The sequence below is a fragment of the Luteibacter sp. 621 genome (genome assembly GCF_050435445.1).
Lineage (GTDB): Bacteria > Pseudomonadota > Gammaproteobacteria > Xanthomonadales > Rhodanobacteraceae > Luteibacter.
In genome coordinates this window covers 450,176-473,195 of record NZ_JBNDKI010000001.1, presented here as the reverse complement: position 1 = coordinate 473,195, position 23,020 = coordinate 450,176, and the positions used below count along the sequence as shown (strand labels likewise).

At 66.2% G+C, this 23,020-nt stretch carries 19 protein-coding genes; 11 read left to right on the top strand and 8 right to left on the bottom strand.

Translation table 11 applies throughout. The features are described 5' to 3' along the window. Nucleotides 1–140 precede the first annotated feature (140 nt). From ABIE56_RS02300 to ABIE56_RS02285, 4 genes are all read right to left on the bottom strand, one after another. Nucleotides 141–1,160 (bottom strand): acetate/propionate family kinase, encoded by a 1,020-nt coding sequence (locus tag ABIE56_RS02300; protein WP_429242221.1) that lies wholly within the window; start codon nucleotides 1,158–1,160, stop codon nucleotides 141–143. A 108-nt stretch (nucleotides 1,161–1,268) separates the two neighbouring features. Continuing rightward, nucleotides 1,269–3,626: a phosphoketolase family protein gene (locus ABIE56_RS02295; protein WP_429242220.1), complete on the bottom strand. Its 2,358-nt coding sequence runs from the start codon at nucleotides 3,624–3,626 to the stop codon at nucleotides 1,269–1,271. An 81-nt stretch (nucleotides 3,627–3,707) separates the two neighbouring features. Continuing rightward, nucleotides 3,708–4,568 carry a restriction endonuclease gene (locus ABIE56_RS02290; RefSeq protein WP_429242219.1) on the bottom strand — a complete coding sequence of 287 codons (861 nt, stop codon included), beginning with the start codon at nucleotides 4,566–4,568 and terminating at the stop codon, nucleotides 3,708–3,710. A 48-nt stretch (nucleotides 4,569–4,616) separates the two neighbouring features. Then, nucleotides 4,617–4,853 (bottom strand): hypothetical protein, encoded by a 237-nt coding sequence (locus ABIE56_RS02285; RefSeq protein ID WP_429242218.1) that lies wholly within the window; start codon nucleotides 4,851–4,853, stop codon nucleotides 4,617–4,619. A 159-nt stretch (nucleotides 4,854–5,012) separates the two neighbouring features. Between ABIE56_RS02285 and ABIE56_RS02280 the strand changes: the two genes are divergently transcribed. Further along, nucleotides 5,013–5,540 carry a hypothetical protein gene (locus tag ABIE56_RS02280; protein ID WP_429242217.1) on the top strand — a complete coding sequence of 176 codons (528 nt, stop codon included), beginning with the start codon at nucleotides 5,013–5,015 and terminating at the stop codon, nucleotides 5,538–5,540. Here the strand turns inward: ABIE56_RS02280 and ABIE56_RS02275 are convergent. Next, complete coding sequence (locus tag ABIE56_RS02275) at nucleotides 5,537–6,583, bottom strand: HDOD domain-containing protein (RefSeq protein WP_429242216.1); 1,047 nt, start codon at nucleotides 6,581–6,583, stop codon at nucleotides 5,537–5,539. The genes ABIE56_RS02280 and ABIE56_RS02275 overlap by 4 nt on opposite strands. A 96-nt stretch (nucleotides 6,584–6,679) precedes the next feature. Between ABIE56_RS02275 and ABIE56_RS02270 the strand changes: the two genes are divergently transcribed. After that, nucleotides 6,680–7,582, top strand: a complete 903-nt coding sequence (locus tag ABIE56_RS02270; RefSeq protein ID WP_429242215.1) for a pseudouridine synthase — start codon at nucleotides 6,680–6,682, stop codon at nucleotides 7,580–7,582. Further along, complete coding sequence (locus ABIE56_RS02265) at nucleotides 7,579–8,976, top strand: MFS transporter (protein ID WP_429242214.1); 1,398 nt, start codon at nucleotides 7,579–7,581, stop codon at nucleotides 8,974–8,976. Before ABIE56_RS02270 ends, ABIE56_RS02265 begins: the two co-directional genes overlap by 4 nt. Nucleotides 8,977–9,058: 82 nt before the next feature. Here the strand turns inward: ABIE56_RS02265 and aat are convergent, their stop codons facing one another. The 3 genes from aat to trxB are packed head-to-tail and all read right to left on the bottom strand — an operon-like array spanning nucleotide 9,059 to nucleotide 11,911. After that, on the bottom strand, nucleotides 9,059–9,772 hold the full coding sequence (gene aat, locus ABIE56_RS02260; RefSeq protein WP_429242213.1) for a leucyl/phenylalanyl-tRNA--protein transferase: 714 nt from the start codon (nucleotides 9,770–9,772) through the stop codon (nucleotides 9,059–9,061). After that, nucleotides 9,769–10,902 (bottom strand): GNAT family N-acetyltransferase, encoded by a 1,134-nt coding sequence (locus tag ABIE56_RS02255; RefSeq protein WP_429242212.1) that lies wholly within the window; start codon nucleotides 10,900–10,902, stop codon nucleotides 9,769–9,771. Before ABIE56_RS02255 ends, aat begins: the two co-directional genes overlap by 4 nt. Nucleotides 10,903–10,948: 46 nt before the next feature. Then, nucleotides 10,949–11,911: a thioredoxin-disulfide reductase gene (gene trxB, locus ABIE56_RS02250; RefSeq protein WP_429242211.1), complete on the bottom strand. Its 963-nt coding sequence runs from the start codon at nucleotides 11,909–11,911 to the stop codon at nucleotides 10,949–10,951. 211 nt (nucleotides 11,912–12,122) lie between these two features. Here trxB and ABIE56_RS02245 point away from each other — a divergent pair, with 211 nt between their 5' ends. From ABIE56_RS02245 to ABIE56_RS02210, 8 genes are all read left to right on the top strand, one after another. Beyond that, a complete protein-coding gene (locus ABIE56_RS02245; protein ID WP_429242210.1) occupies nucleotides 12,123–13,187 on the top strand; it encodes an alanine dehydrogenase in 1,065 nt (354 codons plus the stop codon). A 32-nt stretch (nucleotides 13,188–13,219) separates the two neighbouring features. Then, nucleotides 13,220–15,565, top strand: coding sequence for a DNA translocase FtsK (locus ABIE56_RS02240; RefSeq protein WP_429242209.1), 2,346 nt, complete (start codon nucleotides 13,220–13,222; stop codon nucleotides 15,563–15,565). Nucleotides 15,566–15,570: 5 nt separating this feature from the next. Then, nucleotides 15,571–15,999 (top strand): hypothetical protein, encoded by a 429-nt coding sequence (locus tag ABIE56_RS02235; RefSeq protein ID WP_429242208.1) that lies wholly within the window; start codon nucleotides 15,571–15,573, stop codon nucleotides 15,997–15,999. 31 nt (nucleotides 16,000–16,030) lie between these two features. Further along, nucleotides 16,031–16,681 (top strand): outer membrane lipoprotein chaperone LolA, encoded by a 651-nt coding sequence (gene lolA, locus ABIE56_RS02230; protein WP_429242207.1) that lies wholly within the window; start codon nucleotides 16,031–16,033, stop codon nucleotides 16,679–16,681. An 85-nt stretch (nucleotides 16,682–16,766) separates the two neighbouring features. Next, on the top strand, nucleotides 16,767–19,550 hold the full coding sequence (locus tag ABIE56_RS02225) for a DUF2339 domain-containing protein (RefSeq protein ID WP_429242206.1): 2,784 nt from the start codon (nucleotides 16,767–16,769) through the stop codon (nucleotides 19,548–19,550). Then, nucleotides 19,540–20,892: a DUF3999 family protein gene (locus ABIE56_RS02220; protein ID WP_429242205.1), complete on the top strand. Its 1,353-nt coding sequence runs from the start codon at nucleotides 19,540–19,542 to the stop codon at nucleotides 20,890–20,892. Before ABIE56_RS02225 ends, ABIE56_RS02220 begins: the two co-directional genes overlap by 11 nt. 41 nt (nucleotides 20,893–20,933) lie before the next feature. Beyond that, complete coding sequence (locus ABIE56_RS02215) at nucleotides 20,934–22,262, top strand: replication-associated recombination protein A (RefSeq protein WP_429242204.1); 1,329 nt, start codon at nucleotides 20,934–20,936, stop codon at nucleotides 22,260–22,262. Nucleotides 22,263–22,345: 83 nt separating this feature from the next. Continuing rightward, a complete protein-coding gene (locus ABIE56_RS02210) occupies nucleotides 22,346–22,915 on the top strand; it encodes a hypothetical protein (RefSeq protein WP_429242203.1) in 570 nt (189 codons plus the stop codon). The last annotated feature ends 105 nt before the right edge of the window (nucleotides 22,916–23,020 follow it).

Here is a 23,020-nt window from a genome sequence, read left to right as displayed (position 1 = left end):
GCCGGTCGTCTGGCGCTGTGTGGGGTTTGCCCCCCCCCCCCGCGCGGGGGGGCCCCCCCCCCCCCCCCGCGGGGGGGGGGGGCGGGGCGGGGGGGCGGGCGGGGCCCCCCCCCCCCCCCCCCCCCCCCCCCCCCCCGCTCCTACAGGGTTAGTGTGTAGGTGTGGCGGGCGATTTGTGCATCTTCCTCGGTGGGGATGATGCGGCTGTTGAAGTCGCCCATCCATTGCAGGCCGGCCAGGATGGCGTCACGGGTCTTCGCATCGTTTTCGCCGATGCCGCCGGTGAATACGAGCAGATCCAGCCCGCCCAGCGATGCCACCATGGCCGCGATGTGCTTTCGGGCTACATGCACGAATACATCGAGCGCCAGTTTCGATGCTGCGTCGTTCGCTGCATGCAGCTTGCGCATGTCGCTGGTGCCGCCGGATAACCCCTTCAATCCTGATTCGCGATCGACGAGCTTTTCCAGTCGCTCGGCGTCATAGCCTTTCTCGCGCATCAGGTACAGCAGCACGCCGGGATCCAGGTCGCCAGGCCGTGTTCCCATCACGATGCCGCCCGTGGGCGTCAGGCCCATCGTCGTGTCGATCGATCGGCCCTCACGCACCGCGCAGAGGCTGGCGCCATTGCCGAGGTGCGCGATGACCACGCGCGCCGGAATGCCCTGGCCTAGCTGACGCACGATGGATTCATACGACAGGCCGTGGAAGCCGTAGCGCTCGATACCACCCTTGCGCAGATCGGCGGGGAGCGGAAGGGCTTTCGCTACCTCGGGCAGCGTCTTGTGGAACGCGGTGTCGAAGCACGCGACCTGCGGTGAATCAGGGAAGGCCTCACGGGCGCGCTTCACCATCTCTACCGCGGCGGGCACATGCAGCGGCGCGTAGGCTTTTGCTTCCTCCAGGTGCGCCATCAGCGCATCGTCGATCCGTGCGTGATCGCGGATGTTCGGGCCGCCGTGGACGATACGGTGGCCGATGGCATCGGGCTCGGGGAGGCCTTTCTGCTTTAGCGTGCCGGAGATGGCGCGTACAGGGTCGGCATCGCCACCGGCCGCATCGGTCTGGTCGGAGAAGAGGGCCTCCACGGCATCACCTTCAACCCGGTAAAGGCCGTACTTCAGCGACGACGAGCCGGTGTTCAGTGCAAGGATATGCATGGCTTTCCTGGGAAGCTGGCAGGAGCGCGCTTACGCGCGATGGGTGCTTGTCGCGGCGTGGCATCGCGCGCAAGCGCGCTCCTACAGGTCATGCGGCATGCTCGCCGGTTATTCGGGTTTCCACTGCCAGTCGCGGACATCGGGCAGGTCCTGCCCGTGTTCGCTGACGTACAGCTTGTGCCGCTGGATATCGGCCCAGTAACGCTGCTCGGCTTTCGCCCGTTCACCCGCAAAGCGTGGCACGCGGTTGATCACATCCAGCGCAAGCTGGAAGCGGTCCATGTTGTTGAGCACCATCATGTCGAGTGCCGTGGTGGTGGTGCCTTCTTCCTTGTAGCCGCGTACGTGGAAGTTGTCGTGGTTGTGCCGGCGGTAGGTGAGCTTGTGCACGATGCCGGGGTAGCCGTGGAAGGCGAACACGACCGGGCGGTCCTTGGTGAACAGATCATCGAAGCGATCGTCGTCCATGCCATGCGGATGTTCGTCCGGCGTTTCCAGCGACATCAAGTCGACCACGTTCACCACGCGGATGCGGATATCGGGCACGTACTCGCGCAGTAGCATGACGGCGGCGAGCACTTCCACGGTGGGCGCATCACCGGCGCAGGCCATCACTACATCGGGATCGTCGCCGCCGCGGCCGGCCCATTCCCAGATACCGGCGCCGGCCGTGCAATGCTGCACCGCGCTTTCGATATCGAGCCACTGCCAGTCGGGCTGCTTGCCGGCAATGATCACGTTTACGTAGTGACGGCTGCGCAGGCAGTGGTCGGCCACGGAGAGCAGGCAGTTCGTATCCGGCGGCAGGTAGATGCGGACGATCTCGGATTTCTTGTTCGCTACATGATCGATGAAGCCGGGGTCCTGGTGCGAGAAGCCGTTATGGTCCTGGTGCCACACGTGCGAGCTCAACAGGTAGTTCAGGGAGGCGATCGGCGGGCGCCACTCCATCTTGCGGGTGGTCTTCAGCCACTTCGCATGCTGGTTGAACATGGAATCGATGATGTGGATGAAGGCCTCGTAGCACGAGAAGAAGCCATGCCGTCCCGTCAGCAGGTAACCCTCGAGCCAGCCCTGGCACTGGTGTTCGCTGAGCATCTCCATGACACGGCCGTCCGGGGCCAGGTCTTCGTCCACGCCTTCGTAGTCGGCGAGCCAGGTTTTCGGGCTTACTTCGTAAATCGCCTCCAGCCGGTTCGATGCGGTTTCGTCCGGGCCGAATACGCGGAAGGTGCGCATGTTCTGGCGCATTACTTCGCGCAGAAAGCGGCCGAGCACGCGGGTCATCTCGGCCTTGTGATCACCCGGCGTCTTCACGTCTTCGGCGAACTGGGCAAAGTGCGGCATGTGCAGCGGCTTGAGCAGCAGGCCGCCGTTGGCGTGCGGGTTCATGCCCATGCGCCGCTGGCCCTTGGGTGCGAGCGAGGCGAACTCTTCGCGGAAGCGGCCTTCCTCATCGAACAGTTCGTGCGCGTCGTAGCTCTTCATCCAGTCTTCGAGCAACTTCACGTGCTCGTCGTTCTCGAACTTCGAAAGCGGCACCTGGTGCGCACGCCACGTACCTTCCACGGGCTTGCCATCCACTTCCTTCGGCCCCGTCCAGCCCTTGGGGCTGCGGAACACGATCATCGGCCAGCGGGGGCGCTTTGCGTTATCCGCGCTTTCCTCGCGGGCTTCTTTCTGGATCCGGCGGATCTCGTCGAGGCAGGTATCCAGCGCGGCGGCAAAGGCCTGGTGCATCGCTTCCGGCTCGTGGCCTTCCACGAAATGCGGCTCATAGCCGTAGCCGCGCATCAGGTCACGCAGTTCATCGTGCTCAATGCGTGCCAGCACGGTGGGGTTCGCGATCTTGAACCCGTTGAGGTGCAGGATGGGCAGTACGGCGCCATCGCATACCGGGTTGAGGAACTTGTTCGAATGCCAGCTGGTGGCCAGTGCGCCGGTTTCGGCTTCGCCATCGCCCACCACGCAGGCCACGATCAGGTCGGGGTTGTCGTACGCCGCGCCGTACGCGTGCGAGAGTGAGTAACCCAATTCGCCGCCTTCATGGATCGAGCCCGGCGTCTCCGGCGCCACGTGGCTCGGTATGCCGTAGGGCCACGAGAACTGGCGGAACAACTCGCGCATACCAGCCTTGCTGCGATCGATGCGCGGATAGATTTCGGTGTAGGAGCCTTCGAGGTAGGTGTGCGCTACCGGACCGGGGCCGCCGTGGCCGGGCCCCATCACGTAGATCATGTTCAGATCGCGCTCGACGATGACGCGATTCAGGTGCGTGTAGATGAAGTTGAGGCCGGTGGTGGTGCCCCAGTGGCCGAGCAGGCGGTGCTTGATGTGCTCGCGTTTCAGCGGCTCCTCAAGCATGGGATTGTCGCGTAGATAGATCTGGCCAACAGTGAGGTAGTTCGCGGCACGCCAGTACGCGTGCATGCGGCGTAGCAGATCAGCATCGAGTGTGTCGGTCATGGTCTAGGTCCGGGGAGCGACGGGAGTCGCGGCCCAGCCTAGGGCCCGGGGTATGGCAAACGCGTGAACGATCCTGCGTTATTAGTACGAGCCAACCTCGCGGGTATTGCGCTCCATCACTTTCAGCGCATCTTCCTGTTTCTTGCGATTGGCCGCGGCGTCTTCTTCGCGGCGTGCGCGTTCGCGTTCGGCAAGTTCATGCGCCAGGCCATCGGAGACCTCGGGTTGTCGCGATACCGTGGGCGCTGCGGTGACTGGCACCGTCGCCACCTGGGTGGGCGGCAGTGCGGCAGGTGCAGGCGCGGATGGCTGGGCTGGGGCGGTCGCAGCGGGCGCTGCGGCCAACGGGGGCGGGGAAGGCGTGTCATCACGCCGGCCCATCGCGCGCCAGACGAACAAGCCCATGAGGGTGAGGATCACGACGCCGATGATGGCTGGCAACACGTAGGAGCGTTCGCTGCCCGAGCGGCGGCGCGCCGCGGCGGCCGTGCGTGCCACTTTCTCCGCGGGGCGGCTGCCCGGCGGGGCGGTGTCCAGGTGATCGGGCAGTTTCAGCATGGCGCGCAACAGGTCGCCATCCACCAGGTGTACGCGTGGCTGCCGGCGTACGGCGGCTTTCGCTGCGGCGGTGAAGCTGCCACGCGTCACCAGTACGCCGCGGCTGGCGGCCTCGTTGAGCATGGCGCTCATCAGCTGGTTGGCTTCGGCCACGTCCACGAAGATCGCATCCCAGTGGCCACACTGCACGATCACGGTTTCACTGCCGCGGTGCAGCCGCATGTCCAGGCCGGCATTGGCCAGGGCCTTCAGGTCATGGGCGGCCACCAGTTCCACGCGGTAGCCCTGCTCGCGGTAATGCTCCGCGAGCAGATGCTCGAAATCCTGCCAGCTCAGCCGTGCAAGGGCGTCGCCGGGCTCAGGGGCGCGTGCAGAGAAAGCCAAAACGAAAATCCTGCCGAAGGATTAAAAGGTACATCATACACTTAACGCTTATTTGCCGGAAATCGGCTCACCTTCGGTCGCGGCCACCATGGCATCGATAGCCAGCTCGATTTCGTGGTCCCGGGCTTGCGGATGCACCACCACGCACACGCCCTCGGTCCGTGTCGTGCGCACGGCCACGGGGCAGCACACCTGGCCATCGCTGGCCCGCATGGCCGGCGGCGTGGGGTGGGGCGTGTAAAAGTCGCGCTTGAAGCGCTGGCCATCCTGCGGGCCGCCTGCCATCAGAGAGATCCATGTGTGCATCCTTGGACTATCGGCGGACGGCGTGCATGGCGTAGAGACAATTTCGGCATATCACAATGTGACATGGTGCATTGCCGCGCAGGCCCTACTGGAGGTACATTCCCGGGCTTGTGTCCGGGGGAAATCAGGGGTTTGGAAGTGACGAAGTGTTTGTTGGCCGCCGCCGCGGCCATGCTGCTCTCCGCCTGTGGCGGCAAGACGATGATCGAAGCCGATGCCAGTCGCATGGTGGCCGCGAGCCCCGGTTCGCCGTGGCTCACCGTGGAGAACAAGGGCGGCACGGTGGTTACCGTGAAGGGCCTGGATGCCAAGGCTCATGTCGAAGTCACCCCGGATATCGTGTCGGTGATCCAGGCGCAGCTGCGTACCTCGCTGCAGCCGAAGTATTTCACCGACCTGATCATCGGCTGCCGCAGTGTCGATCTCGCCGTGTCGGCTACGCCGCAGGCGGATTCGCCGGCCACCACGATCGACCTGCAGACCGATTGCCGCATCGTGGCGCGTGGCAAGGTGGTGGCCAAGGGCTACCGCGTGCGCCAGTCGGCACCGCTGAACGCCGCCGAGCCACGCCTAGATGTGCAGGTTCCCGCGCTGCTCCAGTCCGCCTCGCGCGAGCTGGCCGATCAGCTGTGGGCGGACGTGGTCGCCACGGGCGTCCAGCGCTAAGCTTCGGCGGGCGCGGCCGTGCGCAGGTCGTCGCGGGCGGCCTGCAGGCGGTCCTGGCTGAAGCCCTGCGCCGGCGTTGCGAGCAATACGCTTTCCGGATCGGCCAGGCCTTGCTCCACCAGCACATCCAGCATCGCCACGCGGCTGGATGCCAGTAGCGCGCGCCCCAGCGGGGTGCGGGCACCGGCATCGGCTGGGTCGGCGCGTTCGGCCAGCGCTTGGACCACGCGCGACGGGAATTGCCAGTGGCGGGCGGCGTGCAGTGACAGCCGCTCGATCTGCTGGCCGATCGCCGCGATAAACGGGCGGCTCAGGTTCTCGTGCGCCAGGCCGGCGGCATCCAGCTCTATCAGGATCGTCTGCGCACCGGTTTGGCTCACCAGACCGGCCAGGAACGCTTCAAACGGATCGGCCGCGGGGCGGCTGAGGAACACGCACGTGCGGGCGCACCGTTCGGCGTGGTCCCACAGGCGGTCACCGGCGGCACGGCTCGTGGCATCGGTATCGGTGCGCAGGATCGGCCGCATCACCAGTTGCATCACCACCCGGCGCAGGCCGTTCTGGCCCAGCAAGGTGATGGCCTGGGGCAGGCCGGTCACCGGACGTGTCGTGCGGAAATAGGCGCTGTTCGCGACGCGGATGATTTCGCCCACCAGCACCGTATCGCGGCTGATCTGTTCGGCCAGCATGCGGCTGTTGGTGTCATCGCTGCGCAGCGAACGCATCAGCTGCGGCACGACCGAAGGCAGGCGGGGCAGGGTGCTCACATCGAAGCGTTCCGCGCCGAACGCATCGCGCACCCGGCGCGCGGCCACCTGTTCGGTGGCGCTCATGGCCGGCTCGGCCGAGGCGGGTACGCCAAGCAGCATGCGATAGAAGCGGTCTTCCACCTCGTCCGCGGCCACCGCATTCGCGAGCGCGTGCGTCTCCACGGCCATCGCGACATACGTGTGGCGTTCGTGCTCGGGCTGGGGCGCGGGGGCGCTACCGCCGAATAGCTTCCTGAAGAACCGGCCGATCACGGGCGCAACGACCTCGTTCACCAAGTTGGGGTGGGTGGCATGAGTATATGCGCATGCTGGGGACTCCGGCGTCTTGTCGCGGTGTGCTCGGCGCCGCCTCAGGGCACAATTGAACGCATGTCCGAACTCCCCAAAAGCCGCATCACGCTCCCGGCTGGCTCCTGGTCGACCATCGTGGCCTATCTGGCGGAGCGTTTCCCCGCGATCAGCGCTACCGAATGGTCCGGCCGCATGGCCCGCGGCCTGGTCGATGACGGTAAGGTGCCACTCGGTCCAGAGGCGCCATTCCAGGCAGGCATGGCGGTGTTCTACCGTCGCGAGGTCGAGGCCGAGCCGCGCATTCCGTTCGAGGAAACGCTCGTCCATGTTGATGATGACCTGGTCGTGGCCGACAAACCGCACTTCCTGCCTGTGATGCCGGCAGGCGCCTACGTGGAGGAAACGCTCTCGGTCCGGTTGGCGCGGAAGCTCGGCAACCCCGATCTGGTGGCGCTGCACCGGCTGGACCGGGCGACGGCGGGGCTGGTGGTGTTTTCTGCCCGGCCCTCCAGCCGCGATGCCTATACGCGGCTGTTCCGTGAGCGGCGCATCGAGAAGACCTATGAGGCACTTGCGCCGCCGTTACCCGGGCTCACCTTCCCCTGCATCCACGAAAGCCGGCTGGAGCGCGGGGAGCCGTTCTTCCGCATGCGCGAGGTTCCGGGTGAGCCGAACTCACGCACGCTCATCGATGTGATCTCGCGCGGGGAGGGGCGGTGGCTCTACCGCCTCACCCCGGTGACTGGCCGCAAGCACCAGTTGCGCGTGCACATGGCCGCGCTCGGCGCACCGATCGATGGGGACGTGTTTTACCCGGCGTTACGTGACGAGGCGCCAGGGTTCACCGAGCCGCTTTGCCTGCTGGCGCGTGAACTGCGCTTCACCGATCCGCTCTCCGGCCATGAACAAGTGTTTAGAAGCCCGCGTGAGTGGGGTGGCTCTGCTAAAATGCCGTTTCCCCCGCCGCGCGTCCCCGGATGAGCACCGCACCTAGCTTTCGCACCGTTGCCCTGATCATCGCCAGCGCGATGTTCATGGAGCAGTTGGACGGCACCATCCTGGCCACCGCGCTGCCGGCCATGGCCACCTCGTTCGACGTATCGCCGCTGCACATGAGCGTGGCGCTGACCTCGTACATGCTCAGCCTGGCCGTGTTCATTCCCGCCAGTGGCGCCATCGCCGATCGCTACGGTTCGCGCAATGTGTTTCGCGCGGCCATTGCGCTGTTCACGGTGGGCTCGATCCTGTGCGGTGTTGCATCGAACCTCCCGTTGCTGGTTTTGTCGCGCCTGCTGCAGGGTATCGGCGGCGCCATGATGGTGCCGGTCGGCCGCCTGGTGCTGCTGCGCTCGGTGCCGAAATCCGAACTGGTCAGCGCCATGTCATGGCTGCTGGTGCCCGCGCTGATCGGCCCGGTCGTCGGGCCGCCGCTGGGTGGCTTCATCGTCACCTGGGTGTCGTGGCGCTGGATCTTCTATATCAACGTGCCTATCGGCGTCATCGGTATCTGGCTTGCCACGAAGTACATCCCGGATGTGCGACTGACCGAGCGCGTGCCGTTCGATCGGATTGGCTTCGTGCTGTCGGGCATTTCGCTCTCCTGCCTGGTGTTCGGGCTGGAGCTGGCGAGCCGTGGTTCGTCGTCGCTGTACGGTTCAACGGGCTTGATCATCGCCGGCATGGTCGCAGGCGCGGGGTATCTGTTGTATTCGCGACGGATCACGAACCCGATCCTCGATATGTCGCTCATGCGTTTCACGACGTTCCGCCTGTCGGTGATCGCCGGCTCTCTTACGCGCATCACCGCCGGCTCCGTGCCGTTCCTGCTGCCGCTGATGATGCAGCTCGGGTTTGGCCTTTCGGCGGCGCACAGCGGCGTCATTACCTTCGTTTCCGCGCTCGGCGCGATGCTGATGAAGGCGACCGCCGCGCCGGTGCTGCGCCGCTGGGGCTTCCGCGCCACCCTGGTGTGGAATGGCGTGTTTTCGATGCTGTGCGTGGCGTTGTGCGCGGCGTTCCGGCCCGATTGGCCGTTGTGGATCATCTACGTGGTGCTGCTGTTTTCAGGCTTCTTCCAGTCGTTGCAGTTCAGCGCGTACAACACCGTGGCGTACGCGGATGTACCGAGCGAGCGCTTCTCCAGCGCGACCAGTTTCTACACGACGTTCCAGCAGTTGATGCTGTCGCTTGGCATCTGCGTGGCCGCCGCGGCGCTGCACGTGTCGGTGGTGTTGGGCGGCCGTGAGCATGCGGCGCTGCCGGATTTCTCGGTGGCATTTCTCGTGGTGACGTTTATTTCGCTGCTGGCGGCGCCGGTGAGTGCGCTGCTGCCGAAGAATGCGGGTGCGGAAATGAGTGGGCATCGCTCGCGGTAACGGTCCGCTGCATCACGCCTGTAGGAGCGCGCTTGCGCGCGATTCACGCTGCCGCGAGCACCCATCGCGCGCAAGCGCGCTCCTACAGGGGCATCGGGACTTGGGCTTTGATCCAGCTGCCGGGCATGCCGGGCATCGCGGCCAGGCGGCGGGCCTGGGCGATGAACTGCTTCCGCGGGATTTCGATGGCGCCCATGCTGACCAGGTGGGGGTTGGTCACCTGCGCATCCAGCAAGGGGAAGCCCCAGCCATGCAGCAACTGGCACAGTCCGGCCAGTGCCACCTTCGAGCCGCCGGTGCGTGCGCTGAACATGGATTCGCCGCAGAACAGCCGGCCGATGGCGACGCCGTAGATGCCGCCCACGAGCGAGCCGCGGTCCCAGACTTCCACGCTGTGCGCGTGGCCCAGGCGGTGCAGCTCCTGGTACGCCACGATCATCTCGTCGCTGATCCACGTACCGGGCTGGCCATCGCGCGGCTCGGCGCAGGCGCGCATCACGCGAGCGAACGACGTATCGGCGGTGAGCCGCCAGTTGGATTTCGCCAGCTGCTTCTTCAGGCTGCGGCTGATGTGCACGCTATCGGTGCGGAACGCGCAGCGCGGGTCGGGCGACCACCACAGGATGGGCTCATCCTCGTTGAACCACGGGAACACACCCTGTGAATACGCGGCGAGCAGCCGCTCGGACGACAGATCGCCACCCCACGCGAGCAGGCCATTGGGTTCCTCCAGCGCCTGTTCCGGGTCGGGGAACTGGCCTGGGCGGGCAGGGTGGAGCTGGGGCAGGCGAATCATCGGTCCGCGTAGGGCGAATGGGTGAGCAGTTCGGCGCGGTAAGCCTCGCGGTGTTCGGCCTCATGTTCAAGGGCTTCCGCCACGGCGCGGCGGAAGCCGTCGTGGGCGATGAAGTGGCGCGAATGGGTGAGCGTGGGCAGGAAACCACGGGCCAGCTTGTGCTCGCCCTGCGCACCGGGCTCGAAGCGCTGCAGTCGTTCGCGGATCGCGTAATCGATGCCACGGTAGTAGCACAGCTCGAAATGCAGGCCGGACACCTCGACGCTGGCGCCCCAGTAGCGGCCGTAGAGGGCATCGCCACCGCGCAGGAACAGCGCCATGGCGACGATGTCGTGATCGTCGCGGGCCATGGCCACCTGCACGTTCGCGCCCAGCTCGCGGCCCAGGTACTGGAAGAACCGCGCGGTGAGCGCCGCGTGGTTGCCCTTCATATCGAACGTCAGCTCATACAGGCCATGGATCTGCCGCCATTCCATGTCGGTGAGTTCATCACCGCCGCGCATCTCCAGCACCAGGCCCGATGCGTGTGCCTTCGCCCGCTCCTGGCGGATGTTCTTCCGCTTCTTGGCGGTCAGCGCCGCCAGGAAATCATCGAACGATCCATAGCCACGGTTGTGCCAGTGGAACTGGTAGTCCGAGCGCTCGAGCCAGCGATCGTCGAAGGCGTGCAGGTCGCCCGGTGCGAGGAAATTGGCGTGGATCGACGACAGGCCCAGACGCTCGGCTTCCTCGACCAGCGCGGCGGTCAGCCGGTTGCGGTAGAGGTCGGCCAGTGGGCCTTCGCGCACCAGCAGGCGCGGCCCGGGCACGGGCGAGTAGGGCGAGGCCACCAGCATCTTGGGGTAGTACTGCCCGCCGGCGCGTTCCCAGGCGGCGGCCCAGCTCCAGTCAAACACGAACTCGCCGTGCGAGTTGCCCTTGAGGTAGGTGGGTGCAGCGGCTACCAGGCGGCCGTTATCGAAGATGGCGAGGTGGTAGGGCGCCCAGCCGTAGTCTTCCCGCAGGCAGCCCTTGGCCTCCATCCCGTGCAGGAAGGCATGGGATACGAAGGGGTTGCCATCGGGAATGAGCGCGTCCCAGTCGGCGGCGGGGACATCGCGCAGGCCCTGCAGGAAGCGGATGTCGTTCATGGTGGGGCAGCCCCGCGCGGCCAGGCGCGCGGGGCCGGGGGTTCCCTTAGTCGAGCTTGTGGTTCATATCGAGCCAGCGCTCGGCGTCCAGCGCGGCCATGCAGCCGAAGCCGGCCGAGGTGATCGCCTGGCGGTACACGTGATCGGCCACGTCGCCCGCGGCGAACACGCCCGGAACGGAGGTGGCGGTGGCCATGCCTTCCAGGCCCGACTGGATATGGATGTAGCCATCCTTCATCTCTAGCTGGCCATCGAAGATGCCGGTGTTCGGGGTGTGGCCGATCGCCACGAAGAAACCCTGCACGTCCAGGTCGCGCTTGGCGCCGGTGTTCACATCCTTCACCCGCACGCCGTTCACGCCGGAATCGTCGCCCAGCACTTCATCGACCTGGCTGTTCCAGATCAGCTCGATCTTGCCGGCGGCGGCCTTCTCGAACACCTTGTCCTGCTGGATCTTCTCGGCGCGCAGCTTGTCGCGGCGGTGCACCAGGTACACCTTGCGGGCGATGTTGGAGAGGTACAGGGCCTCTTCCACGGCGGTGTTGCCGCCGCCCACCACCACCACATCCTGCTCGCGGAAGAAGAAGCCATCGCAGGTGGCGCAGGCGGAGACGCCGCGGCCCTTGAACTTCTCTTCCGAGGCGATACCCAGGTACTTGGCCGTGGCGCCGGTGGTGATGATCAGCGCATCGCAGGTGTACTCGCCGCCATCGCCCTTCAGGCGGAACGGGCGGTTGTTCAGGTCCACCTGGTGGATGTGGTCGAACACCATCTCGGTTTCAAAGCGCTCGGCGTGCTCGGCCATGCGGCGCATGAGCTCCGGGCCCTGAACGCCCTTTTCGTCACCCGGCCAGTTATCCACCTCGGTGGTGGTCATCAGCTGGCCGCCCTGCTGCAGGCCGGTGACCATCATCGGCTTCAGGTTGGCGCGCGCCGCGTAGACGGCGGCCGTGTAGCCGGCGGGACCGGAGCCGAGGATAAGCAGTCGGCTGTGCTTGGGGGTGCTCATGTATAATCCTTCAGGTTTGCTGCGGCTGTTTCATTCGTACCGCTCGCCTCTTGCGGCAGGAAGCTGAAGCCGTGTCGAGGTTCCGCGAGATTGCGTCGACCCGGAAGAATGGGGAAGACGGGGGTGCGATTCAAGACATTCCGCTTTGCCGGTGGCCCGACCATGTCCCCACATGGGGGCTTAATTCTGTACTTTCAGGATCTTCCTTAAGATGCGCATTGGTATCCCCTCCGAAACCAAGACCCTTGAAGGCCGCGTGGCCCTCATCCCGGCCGCCGCCGCCGACCTCGTCCGCCGTGGCCATGACGTGTTCATCCAGGCTGGCGCCGGCACCAAGAGCGGCTACTCGGATGCCGACTATTCGGCACTGGGCGTCACCGTGGTGCCCGATGCCGCCGCCGTTTATGAAAAGGGCGAGCTGATCGTCAAGGTCAAGGAGCCGATCGAGGGCGATCTCAAGCTGCTCAAGAAGCACCACCTGCTGTTCTGCTACCTGCACCTGGCCGCCGAGCCGGCGCTCACCAAGAGCCTGCTGGATATCGGCCTGACCGGCGTCGCCTTCGAATCCGTGGACGAGAACGGCGCGCTGCCGCTGCTGCTGCCCATGTCGGTCATCGCCGGCCGCATCGCCACCCAGATCGGCACCACGCTCCTGCACCAGCCGAACGGCGGCAAGGGCAAGCTGCTGGGCGGCATGGCCTCTACCCCGCGTGGCAAGGTCGTGGTGCTGGGCGCCGGCGCCGCCGGTGGCAACGCCGCCGCCCTGGCCGCCCAGGCTGGTGCCAACGTGGTGGTGTTCGACAAGCGCCCGGACCGCATGGCCGAAATGATGGCCCTGGGCCCCAACGTCACCGCCCTGTACGCCTACGAGTCGTCGGTGGCCGAGGAAGTGCGCAACGCCGATATCGTGGTCGGCGCCGTGCTCATCCCGTCCGCCAAGGCCCCGCGCGTCGTCACCGAGGCCATGGTCAAGACCATGGAGAAGGGTTCGGTCCTCGTCGATATCTCGATCGACCAGGGCGGCTGCTTCGAAACCTCGCGCCCGACCACCTGGAAGGAGCCGACCTACGACGTGCACGGCATCACGCACTTCTGCGTGACCAACATGCCGGGCGCCGTGCCGCAGACCTCGTCCACCGCCATCTCGGCCGCCATCCTGCCGTACGTGCAGCGCCTGGCCGCCGGCAACGAGTGGCGCGACTACGCCCCGCTGGCCGCCGGTATCAATATCGAAGGCGGCAAGCTGGTGCACCCGGCGCTTCAGGGCATGGCATGATGCCCCGGACCGAAGCCGGAGTGGTTTGCTAAGTGGCGCGCAGCGCGAAGGTAGTAAAGAAACAGGCCAGGGCCCAGCCCAAGGCCGCCAGGGAGGGCTTGAGCGAGGAGCTCAAGCGCCGCCTGCGCGAGGCGGGAGCACTGCTGTTGCTCCCGCTCGCCCTGTACCTGCTGGTATGCCTGCTCAGCTACAACGACCAGGATCCCAGCTGGGGCCACATGGGCGTGGCCGAGCACGCCACCAATTTCGGTGGTGCGGTGGGTGCGAACATCGCCAACCTGCTCCGGTACATCTTTGGCCTGGTTTCTTACTTCTTCCCGCTGCTCCTGCTTGCCCTGGGCATCCAGGTCATCCGCCACCGCGGTGAGCGCAACGTCCAGCCCTGGGAACCGTCCCTGCGGCTGATCGGCTTCGTGTTCTTTTTCATCACGGCCCCGGCCCTCATCTACCTGAACGTCGATTCCCCCGTGCTGCCGGAAGGCCCGGGCGGCATCGTCGGCAAGTGGGTGGGCCATGGCCTGCACAATGCGTTTGGCGACAAGGGCGCACCGCTGCTCCTGCTGGCGGTGTGCCTTATCGCGATCACGCTGGCTACTGGCCTGTCGTGGTTCAAGCTGATGGATGCCACCGGCGAGCTGGTCATGAAGATGGGCGGCTGGTTCGGCGGCAAGGTGCGCCAGGCCCCCGAGGTGATGGCCGCCCGTTCCGCCCGCGCCGAGCGCGAGGTGGTGAAGAAAGCCGAGGCGGTGAAACAGGCCAAGCGCGAGCCCGTGCGTATCGAAACGCCCACGCCCATGGTGGTGAAGAGCGACCGCGCCGTCCGCGAAAACCAGATCCCGCTGTTCACCGGCGCCTCGATGGATGGCGAGGTACCGCCACTGTCGCTGCTGGATGAAGCCCCGCCGCAGGGCCCGGGCTATTCGGAAGAAACCCTCGAGGTGCTCTCGCGCCAGGTGGAGCTGAAGCTGCGCGATTTCCGCGTGGAAGCCCGCGTGGCCGGCGTGTACCCAGGCCCCGTCATTACCCGTTTCGAACTGGAACCGGCCGCCGGCGTGCGTGGCAGCCAGGTCTCCAGCCTCGACAAGGACATCGCCCGCGGCCTTTCCGTGGTCAGCGTGCGCGTGGTGGATGTGATCCCCGGCAAGAACGTCATCGGCCTGGAGATCCCCAACACCAAGAAGCAGATCGTGTACCTCTCGGAGATCCTGAAATCCGAGCGCTACGACCAGGTGAAGTCGCCGCTGGCGCTGGCCCTGGGCAAGGATATCGGCGGCAAGGCCGTCGTGGCCGATCTGGCGAAGATGCCCCACCTGCTCGTGGCCGGTACCACCGGTTCGGGTAAGTCGGTGGCAGTGAATGCCATGGTCCTCAGCCTGCTCTACAAGAGCAGTGCGAAGGACGTGCGCATGATCATGATCGACCCGAAGATGCTGGAACTCTCCGTGTACGAGGGCATCCCGCACCTGCTGGCGCCGGTCGTCACCGATATGAAGGAAGCCGCCAACGCCTTGCGCTGGTGCGTGGCCGAGATGGAGCGCCGCTACAAGCTCATGGCCGCGGTGGGCGTGCGTAACCTGGGTGGCTTCAACAAGAAGGTAAGGGACGCCGAATCGTCGGGCCAGCCGTTGCTGGATCCGCTGTTCCGTGCCAACCCCGACATGCCTTCCGTGGGGCCGCAGCCGCTCGAGCCGCTGCCGCATATCGTCATCATCATCGACGAATTCGCCGACATGATGATGATCGTCGGCAAGAAGGTCGAAGAACTCATCGCCCGCCTGGCGCAGAAGGCGCGCGCCGCTGGCGTGCACCTTATCCTCGCCACGCAGCGCCCGTCGGTGGATGTGATCACCGGTTTGATCAAGGCCAACATCCCCACGCGCATCGCGTTCCAGGTGTCGTCCAAGATCGATTCGCGCACCATCCTTGACCAGAGCGGCGCCGAGGCGCTGCTCGGTCACGGCGACATGCTTTACCTGCCGCCCGGTACGGCTACGCCCGAGCGCGTCCACGGCGCCTTCGTGGATGATCACGAGGTGCACAACGTGGTCGAGTGGCTGCGTGCGCAGGGCGCGCCCAATTACATCGAAGGCGTGCTCGAGGAAGTACAGAGCACGGCCGATGGCAAGATCATCAACGATGCCGGCCTGCCGCAGGAAGCCGATGGCGATGGCGATAGCGACAACGCGTTGTACGACCGCGCCGTGCGCGTGGTGACCGAAACGCGCCGTGCTTCCATCTCCGGCGTGCAGCGGCATCTGCGCATCGGCTACAACCGTGCCGCGCGCCTGGTGGAGCAGATGGAGCAGGATGGCATCGTCAGCGCCCCGCAGCACAACGGTAACCGCGAAGTGCTGGCACCGCCGCCCCCGAAGGATTAACCCCCATGAACGCCCTGAAGCCGGGTGCGCTGCGCCAGCGCCCCTGGAGCCTGCTTGTCACCGGCGACCTGAAACCCACGCGTGAAGTGCTGGATGAAGTCGAGACGGTGTTCGAACTGAACCCGTCCATCCCCGGCCTGGAGCTGCGTGCCGACGATGGCCGCAGCTGCACGGTGGTGCGCGAGTACCCCGCCGGGCACACCGCCGAGGTGGACGACGCCCTGGAAGTGATCTTCGCCGAGCAGGGCGAACTGGCCGAAATCGTGGTGCTGGGCCAGGAAGCCCGCCCGGCCCACGTCGCCACCCGCACGGCGCCGTACTGGCACCGTGATGGCGCGGCCATTGCCGAAATCAGCGAAAAGATGGAGGCCGGCGAGATCTCACCGACCGAGGCCATCGATATGCTTAAGTCGCTGTTCGAAAGCGATCGCTGACAATCGCGCCGTCCCTTACGGAACCCTCGACATGAAACGTCTCCTGCTTGCCGCCACGCTCTCGCTGCTCAGCCTGCCTGCCTTTGCCGCCGGTCCCGCGCGAGAGCGCCTGGATGCGTTTGCGAAGGGCCTGCACTCGCTGACGGGCCGTTTCAGCCAGACCCTGTTTGACGTCAACGGCGGCCCGGGCAAGACGACCACGGGCGTGGTCTCGCTCGAGGCGCCGCGCCAGTTCCGTTGGGAGGTACTGGCGCCGTCGAAGCAGACCATCGTGGCCGACGGCAGCCGCGTGTGGCTTTACGATCCGGACCTGGAGCAGGTGACGGTGCGCAAGCAGAGCACCGAGGAAGCGCAGAGCCCGCTGACCGTCCTCACCGACCTGTCGCAGCTCGACAAGGGCTTCTTCAAGGTGGCCGAGCAGGGCGAGCACGATGGCATGCAGTGGCTGCGCCTTTCCTCCACCGCGAAGGATCCGGCGTTCGACTACGCCGACCTGGGCTTCGATGCCACCGGCCTGGCCCGCATGGAGTTCAAGGACCAGTTGGGCAACACCACCCGCATCCTGTTTACTGGCTGGCAGAAGAACGCCGCCATCCCCGCCGATACCTTCAACTTCGTGCCGCCCAAGGGCGCCGACGTGATTGGCGACGCGCCCGTCCTGCAGACCCAGCCGGTCCATTGATCGTTTAACGGGCGCGTTATCGAAATCGTCATGATTTCTGCCATGCTTTGCGCACGACATAGGAATGTTGGGGGTAGGCGAAGGCATGTACGTCGTTTGGGCGATCGTGGGCGCAGTGCTGGGCGGGGTGATCGGGCAGGGTATTGCCGGCGTCGCCGCTGGCTTCGCCATTGGCCTTTTATGGGCCCGCCTGTCGCAGACGCGGCGGGAACTGGATGAGCTGAGGGCCCAGGTAGCTGCCTGGAAGGCGCCGGCTCCCGCACCTTCCACCGAGCGCCATCCCCAGCCCCAGCGCGAGATGTGGCTCGAGGATCTGCCCGAGGGTGTGTCGCCCCGTGAGGTGGTCCGGCCCTTCGATACGCCCGCGCCTGCGTCGCCGGGCCCCGCTGCCGCGGCACCGCCGGCGATGCCGCCGCCCATGCCCGCCGCAGCGCGCGTGTCGGCCACACCGGTTGCCACCGGGGCGGCTAACGCATCCTCCGAACCGCCACGTGCCGAATGGGCCGAGCCGGCAGGCCCCTCGGCCATCGAGCGCCTGATGGATACGGCCAGGCGCTGGTTCACCGAAGGCAACGTGCCGGTGAAGGTGGGCATGCTGGTGCTGTTCGCCGGCATCGCCGCGTTCCTGAAGTACGCGGCCGACCAGGGCCTGCTGCATGTGCCGATCTCGGTACGCTTGAGCATCGTGGCGCTCGCCGCGATGGCCGGTGTGGGGTTCGGCTGGCTGCAGCGCGATACGCGCCGTTCGTTCGCGCTGTCGCTCCAGGGCGGTGCGCTGGGCGTGTTGGTGATGACGGTGTTTGCCGCCTATCGCCTGTACCACCTGATCGATCCGCTGCCGACCTTCGTGTTGCTGGTGGTGTTCGTCGGCTGCATGGGTATCCTCGCCGTGCTGCAGGATTCGCTGGCGCTCGCCGTGCTCGGCCTTATCGCCGGGTTCGCTGCGCCGATCCTGGCATCGAGCGGGCAGGGCAATCACGTCGCGTTGTTCTCGTATTACGCCGTGCTCAACCTGGGCATCCTCGGCATAGCGTGGAAGAAGGCCTGGCGCATCCTCAACGTGCTCGGTTTCGTCGGCACCTTCGGCGTGGGTACGGCATGGGGTGTGCTTGCCTACCGCCCCGCGCTGTTCGGGAGCACGGAGCCCTTCCTGATCCTGTTCTTCCTGTTGTATGTCGCCGTACCGTGGCTGCACGTGTTGCGCTCGCCGCGCCGCGATCGCGCCATCCTCGATGGCAGCCTGATGTTCGGCACGCCCATCATCAGCCTGTTGCTGCAGGGTGCGTTGCTCGACTGGGCGCCGATGCCGCTGGCCATGTCGGCACTCGTCGCCGCCGCCCTGTATGTGGCCATCGCGTTTGCGATCCGCCAGCGTGACGACATGCATCTGTTGCGCGAAACCTGGGCCGTGCTCGCGGTGGCCTTCGCGACGCTCGCCGTGCCACTGGCGCTCAGCGCGAGCGTTACCGCCAGCGTGTTCGCACTCGAAGGTGCGGGCCTGGTCTGGCTGGGCTTCCGCCAGCAGCGCCGTTTCCCGCGCTGGGCGGGCATGTTCCTGCAGTTGGCCTCGGGCGTCGCCTGGGCGCTGGCAGATTTCCCGCACGGTAGCCTGCGTACGTTGCCCTTCGTCAACGAGTACTTCGTCGGCGCCTTGCTGATTACCGCCGCCGGCGTGGCCTGCCTGTTCCAGTACGACCGGCACAGCGTCTCCAAGGGCATCGGCGGCCTCGCGCGTACGGCATTGCTGCTGTGGAGCGTGGCCTGGTGGTTGCTAGGCTTTGGCGCCGAGATCGATGGGTTCGTATTGCCGGATGCCTCGCGCTGGGCGGCGTGGGTGGCCTTGCTGTCCGTCACCGGCTGGGTTCTTGCCGAGGGCAACCGCCACGTACGCAAGCTGGATCTGGGGCTGATGCTGGCGTGGTCGGTGCCGCTCGCCGTCGCCATCACCGCGGCGGCGGCGATGTATGCCCAGACCTACGACATCCAGGTGTTTGCGGGCTGGCCGCTCGCGGCGGTGGCGATCACGGCGGTCACCGGCTGGTTCTCCCTGCGAGCTATCGCCGCGCACGCGGTTGCCGCCATCACCGCACAAACCTTGTGGTGGGTGCGCTGGCTTGCGTTGATCTACACGGCCACGCGAATCGCCTTCGGTTACCGCCCGCCGGTGGGCAATGGCTGGGAGCTACTCGCTTACGTCGCGCCCGCCTTGCTGCTTACCAAGCTTACCCTGTGGTGGCCGCGCGCCATCACGCCGCCGCTATCGATGCATGCGCAGGGCATCCGTCGCGTCGTCGGCATCGGCGGGCTCGGCCTCAGCCTGTTGATCGGCGTGCTGGCGCTCACCATCGATGGCAACCCGAGCCCATTGCCCTTTATTCCGCTGCTCAATCCGGTGGAGCTGGTGCTCATCGCCGTGTTCGGGCTGATCGCGCGTGCACTGTGGGACGTGGATGCACCGCCGTCGCTGCATCGCGTGCGCCCGGCGATCCTTGCCGTGGCTTTCTTCATCATCGCCACCAGCATGACCCTGCGCGCCGTGCATCATCTGGGCGGCGTGCCCTGGGATGAACATATGCCTGCCTCCAGCCTGGCCGAATTGTGGCTTACCGTGGTGTGGAGCGTTACAGGCGTGGTCGCCTGGGTGCTGGGGTCGAAACGGGGGCAACGTCTGCTGTGGATGGCCGGTGCCGCGTGCATGGCTATCGTGCTGGCCAAGCTGCTGCTGATCGATCGCAGCCACCTGGGCAATCTCTTCGGTATTGCTTCTTTTATCGCCTATGGCCTGCTCTGCACGGTCATTGGTTACCTCGCACCCGCACCGCCAAGGCAGGCAGCCCCCCATGCACCGGAATCCAGTCATGCGCCGTGATGGACGTATTGGCTTGTTCGTGATTTACGTGGCCGCGCTCGGCGCGGCGCTGTCCCCCGCGCACGCTGGCGATGACCCGCAGTACGCGTATGGCTGGCCCATCCAGGCGCGCGCTGGCGCAAGCGCTTACCTTGTGGAGCTCCCGCAAGAGGCTTACCGCTGGGCCCAGCCCGATGCCGGGCTGGCCGATGTGGTCGTCGTGGATGCGAAGGGGCGTGAAGTGGCAATGGGTCGCTACGAGCCCGCGGCGCCCACCTCGCACCCCATGACCCTGGATGCGGTGTTGCTGCCGGTGCCCAGTGGCAGCGATGGCGTCGCCGGGCCGAGCATCCGCCGCAGCACCAATGGCGACATCCTGATTGAGCCCGGTGCCGCGCCCGCGACCGGGCACGTGCACGAATGGTTATTCGATGCGCGTACGGCGATCGCCGCCGAGCGCCTGGAGTTTCCGGCAACGCAGGGCGATGTGAAGCTCAGCGTGGATATCGATGCCAGCAGCAACCTGCAGGACTGGCAGCCGCGCGTCGCCGCCGCCTCCATCGTTACCCTCGGCCACGGCGATGGCGCCGTCGACGCCCGCGTGGTGAAGCTGGATGGGCCGGCGGCGCGCTACTACCGCGTGCGCACCACGAGTGACGATGCGCCGTGGACCGAGGGTGCCAAGGTCACGCTCTCTGGCAGCGTCGTCGATGCCGCCGCGCGTGACGAAGCGAAGCGCCAATGGCTCGATATAGCAAATGCCAGCGCCGATACCAGCGGCGGTGGCGTGAACTACGACTACACGCTGCCTGCCGCGCTGCCCGTCAGTGCTATTCGTGTTGCGCTGGGGCAGGGTGATAGCGTGGCGCGGCTGGAAGTGATTTCCGTTACTGGCACGGTAAGTGGCGATAACCTGGGCACGATCGTGGTGACGCCGGGGCAGGACGATCAGCGCCCGCTCATCGTGCAGGCCCAGCGCCGCGACCATCTCCGCCTGCACTCGGCGACCTCCCTGCGTAGCGCGCCGAAACTCAGTGTTGGATGGCGCCCGGATCGTTTCGTGTTCCTGCCCGAGGGAACGCCGCCGTACCGGTTGCAGGTGGGCAGCGCCTCCGCCCGGCGCGCCGCCTGGCCGGTGGATGATGCGATTGCGGCACTGCGCACGCGTAACGGCGCCGCCTGGCGGCCCGACCCGGCCACGCTGGGCGAGGCCCAGGCCCTGGCCGGCGACAAGGCCCTGGCCACCGCCACGCACTTCGACTGGACCCGCCCGCTGCTGTGGATCGTGCTGTTGCTTGGGGCGGCCCTGGTCGCCGGCATGGCCGCCACGCTGCTGCGCAAACCTCCGCCGCCGGCCAGCTGATCCAGACAACGCCCGCGGGCAAATCGCGCGATAATGGCGGCATGCCGTCTTATTCCTCCCCCGGCCTGTTCGCCGAACCCGAAGCCCTGAAGCCCCTCGCTGAGCGCATGCGCCCACGCAGCCTCGATGAGATCGTGGGCCAGGTGCGCGTGGCGGGCGAGGGCAAGCCCTTGCGCCGCGCGTTGGAAGCCGGCCGCGTGCACTCCATGATCCTGTGGGGCCCCCCGGGCTGCGGCAAGACTACGATCGCGCTGCTCGTGGCGCGCTACGCCGATGCCGATTTCCGGGCGATTTCCGCCGTGATGAGCGGGTTGCCCGATGTACGCAAGGCGCTGGCCGAGGCCGAGGGCAATTTCGCCCAGGGCCGTCGCACGGTCCTGTTCGTGGATGAGGTGCACCGCTTCAACAAGGCCCAGCAGGATGCGTTCCTGCCGTACATCGAGCGCGGGGTCATCATCTTCGTCGGCGCCACCACCGAGAACCCATCGTTCGAGCTGAACTCCGCGTTGCTGTCGCGCTGCCGCGTGCATGTGCTGGATGCGGTAAGCCCGGACGATATCGTGGCCGCGCTGCGCCGCGCGCTGGATGACAGCGAGCGTGGCCTGGGCGAGCTGCACCTGGATGTGGAAGACGCCACGCTGAAGCTGATCGCATCCGCCGCCGATGGCGACGTGCGCCGGGCGCTTACGCTGCTGGAAATCGCCAGCGAACTGGCCGATGGCGGGCGTATCGACGATGCCACGCTGGAACAGGTGCTGGCCGACCGCACGCGCCGCTTTGACAAGAGCGGTGAGCAGTTCTACGACCAGATTTCGGCGTTGCATAAATCCGTACGCTCGTCGGATCCCGATGCAGCTGTCTACTGGCTAACCCGCATGCTCGATGGCGGCTGCGATCCGCTGTACCTGGCCCGGCGCATGACGCGCATGGCGGTCGAGGACGTGGGCCTGGCCGAGCCGCGTGCGTGGCGCATGGCGCTGGATGCGTGGGATACCTATGAGCGCCTGGGCAGCCCCGAAGGCGAGCTGGGCTTGGCCCAACTGGCAATCTGGCTGGCGATCGCGCCCAAGAGCAATGCCGCCTACATGGCCTACAACAAGGCCAAGGCCGTGGTGAAGCAGATGGGCACGCTGGAGGTGCCCATGCACCTGCGCAATGCGCCTACCAAATTGATGAAGGGCCTGGGTTATGGCACGGGCTACCAGTACGACCACGATGCCGAGGGCGGTATCGCCCTGGATCAGGTCTGCCTGCCCGATGAGCTGGTGGGCATGACCTTCTACGATCCGGTGGACCGTGGGCTGGAACTGAAGCTGCGCGAGAAGCTGACCGCGCTGCGGGCAGCCAGGGCTGCCGCGCGCGGGGATTAAGCACTCCCACCCCCGCCAAATGGCCGATTTCCCCCGCGCGCTGGCCGACGTACCCTCGGGCCACCAGCCACGGGAGAGCCGTCATGCGCCTAGCTGTCGCGACCATCATCGGCGGTCTGATCATGTTTCTGTGGGGCGCGTTTGCGCACATGGTGTTGCCGCTGGGCGAGATGTCCATGCGCGCGCCGACGGATGAAAACCGCCTGCTCGATACCCTGCGCACGGCCTTGCCGCAAGAGGCCGGCATCTATGTCATCCCGCATTTCGACATGGCCACCCGCCATGACGACAAGGCGGTGCAGACCTATATCGCCAAGGCCGAAGCGAATCCCTACGCCTTCATCGTGTACCAGCCACAGGGCAGGAACCCCATGGCGATGGGCCATAACCTGTTCCATCAGTGGCTGAGCGATACGCTGGCCGCGCTCATCATCGTGCTGGTGCTTGTCCGTTCCGGACCCAGCTTCAGCCGCGGCATGGCATTTGGGTTGGGCTTCGGACTATTCACGTGGCTGACGCTTAGCGTGCCGTTCTGGAACTGGTACCGCTTCCCCGCGCCTTTCACGTTCGGCTACCTGATCGAGCAGGCATTCGGCTGGCTACTGGCCGGTGCGGCGATGGGTTGGTGGCTGGCACGGCGCAAGCGCGTGTGATCGCATAAACCTGCGTCACAGTTTCGGCACGTACTCCCCAATTCACGGGGCGCAAAAAATCAGGAAATGGCCGATACGGCCGGTGGGGTGCCGCGACATACCGTG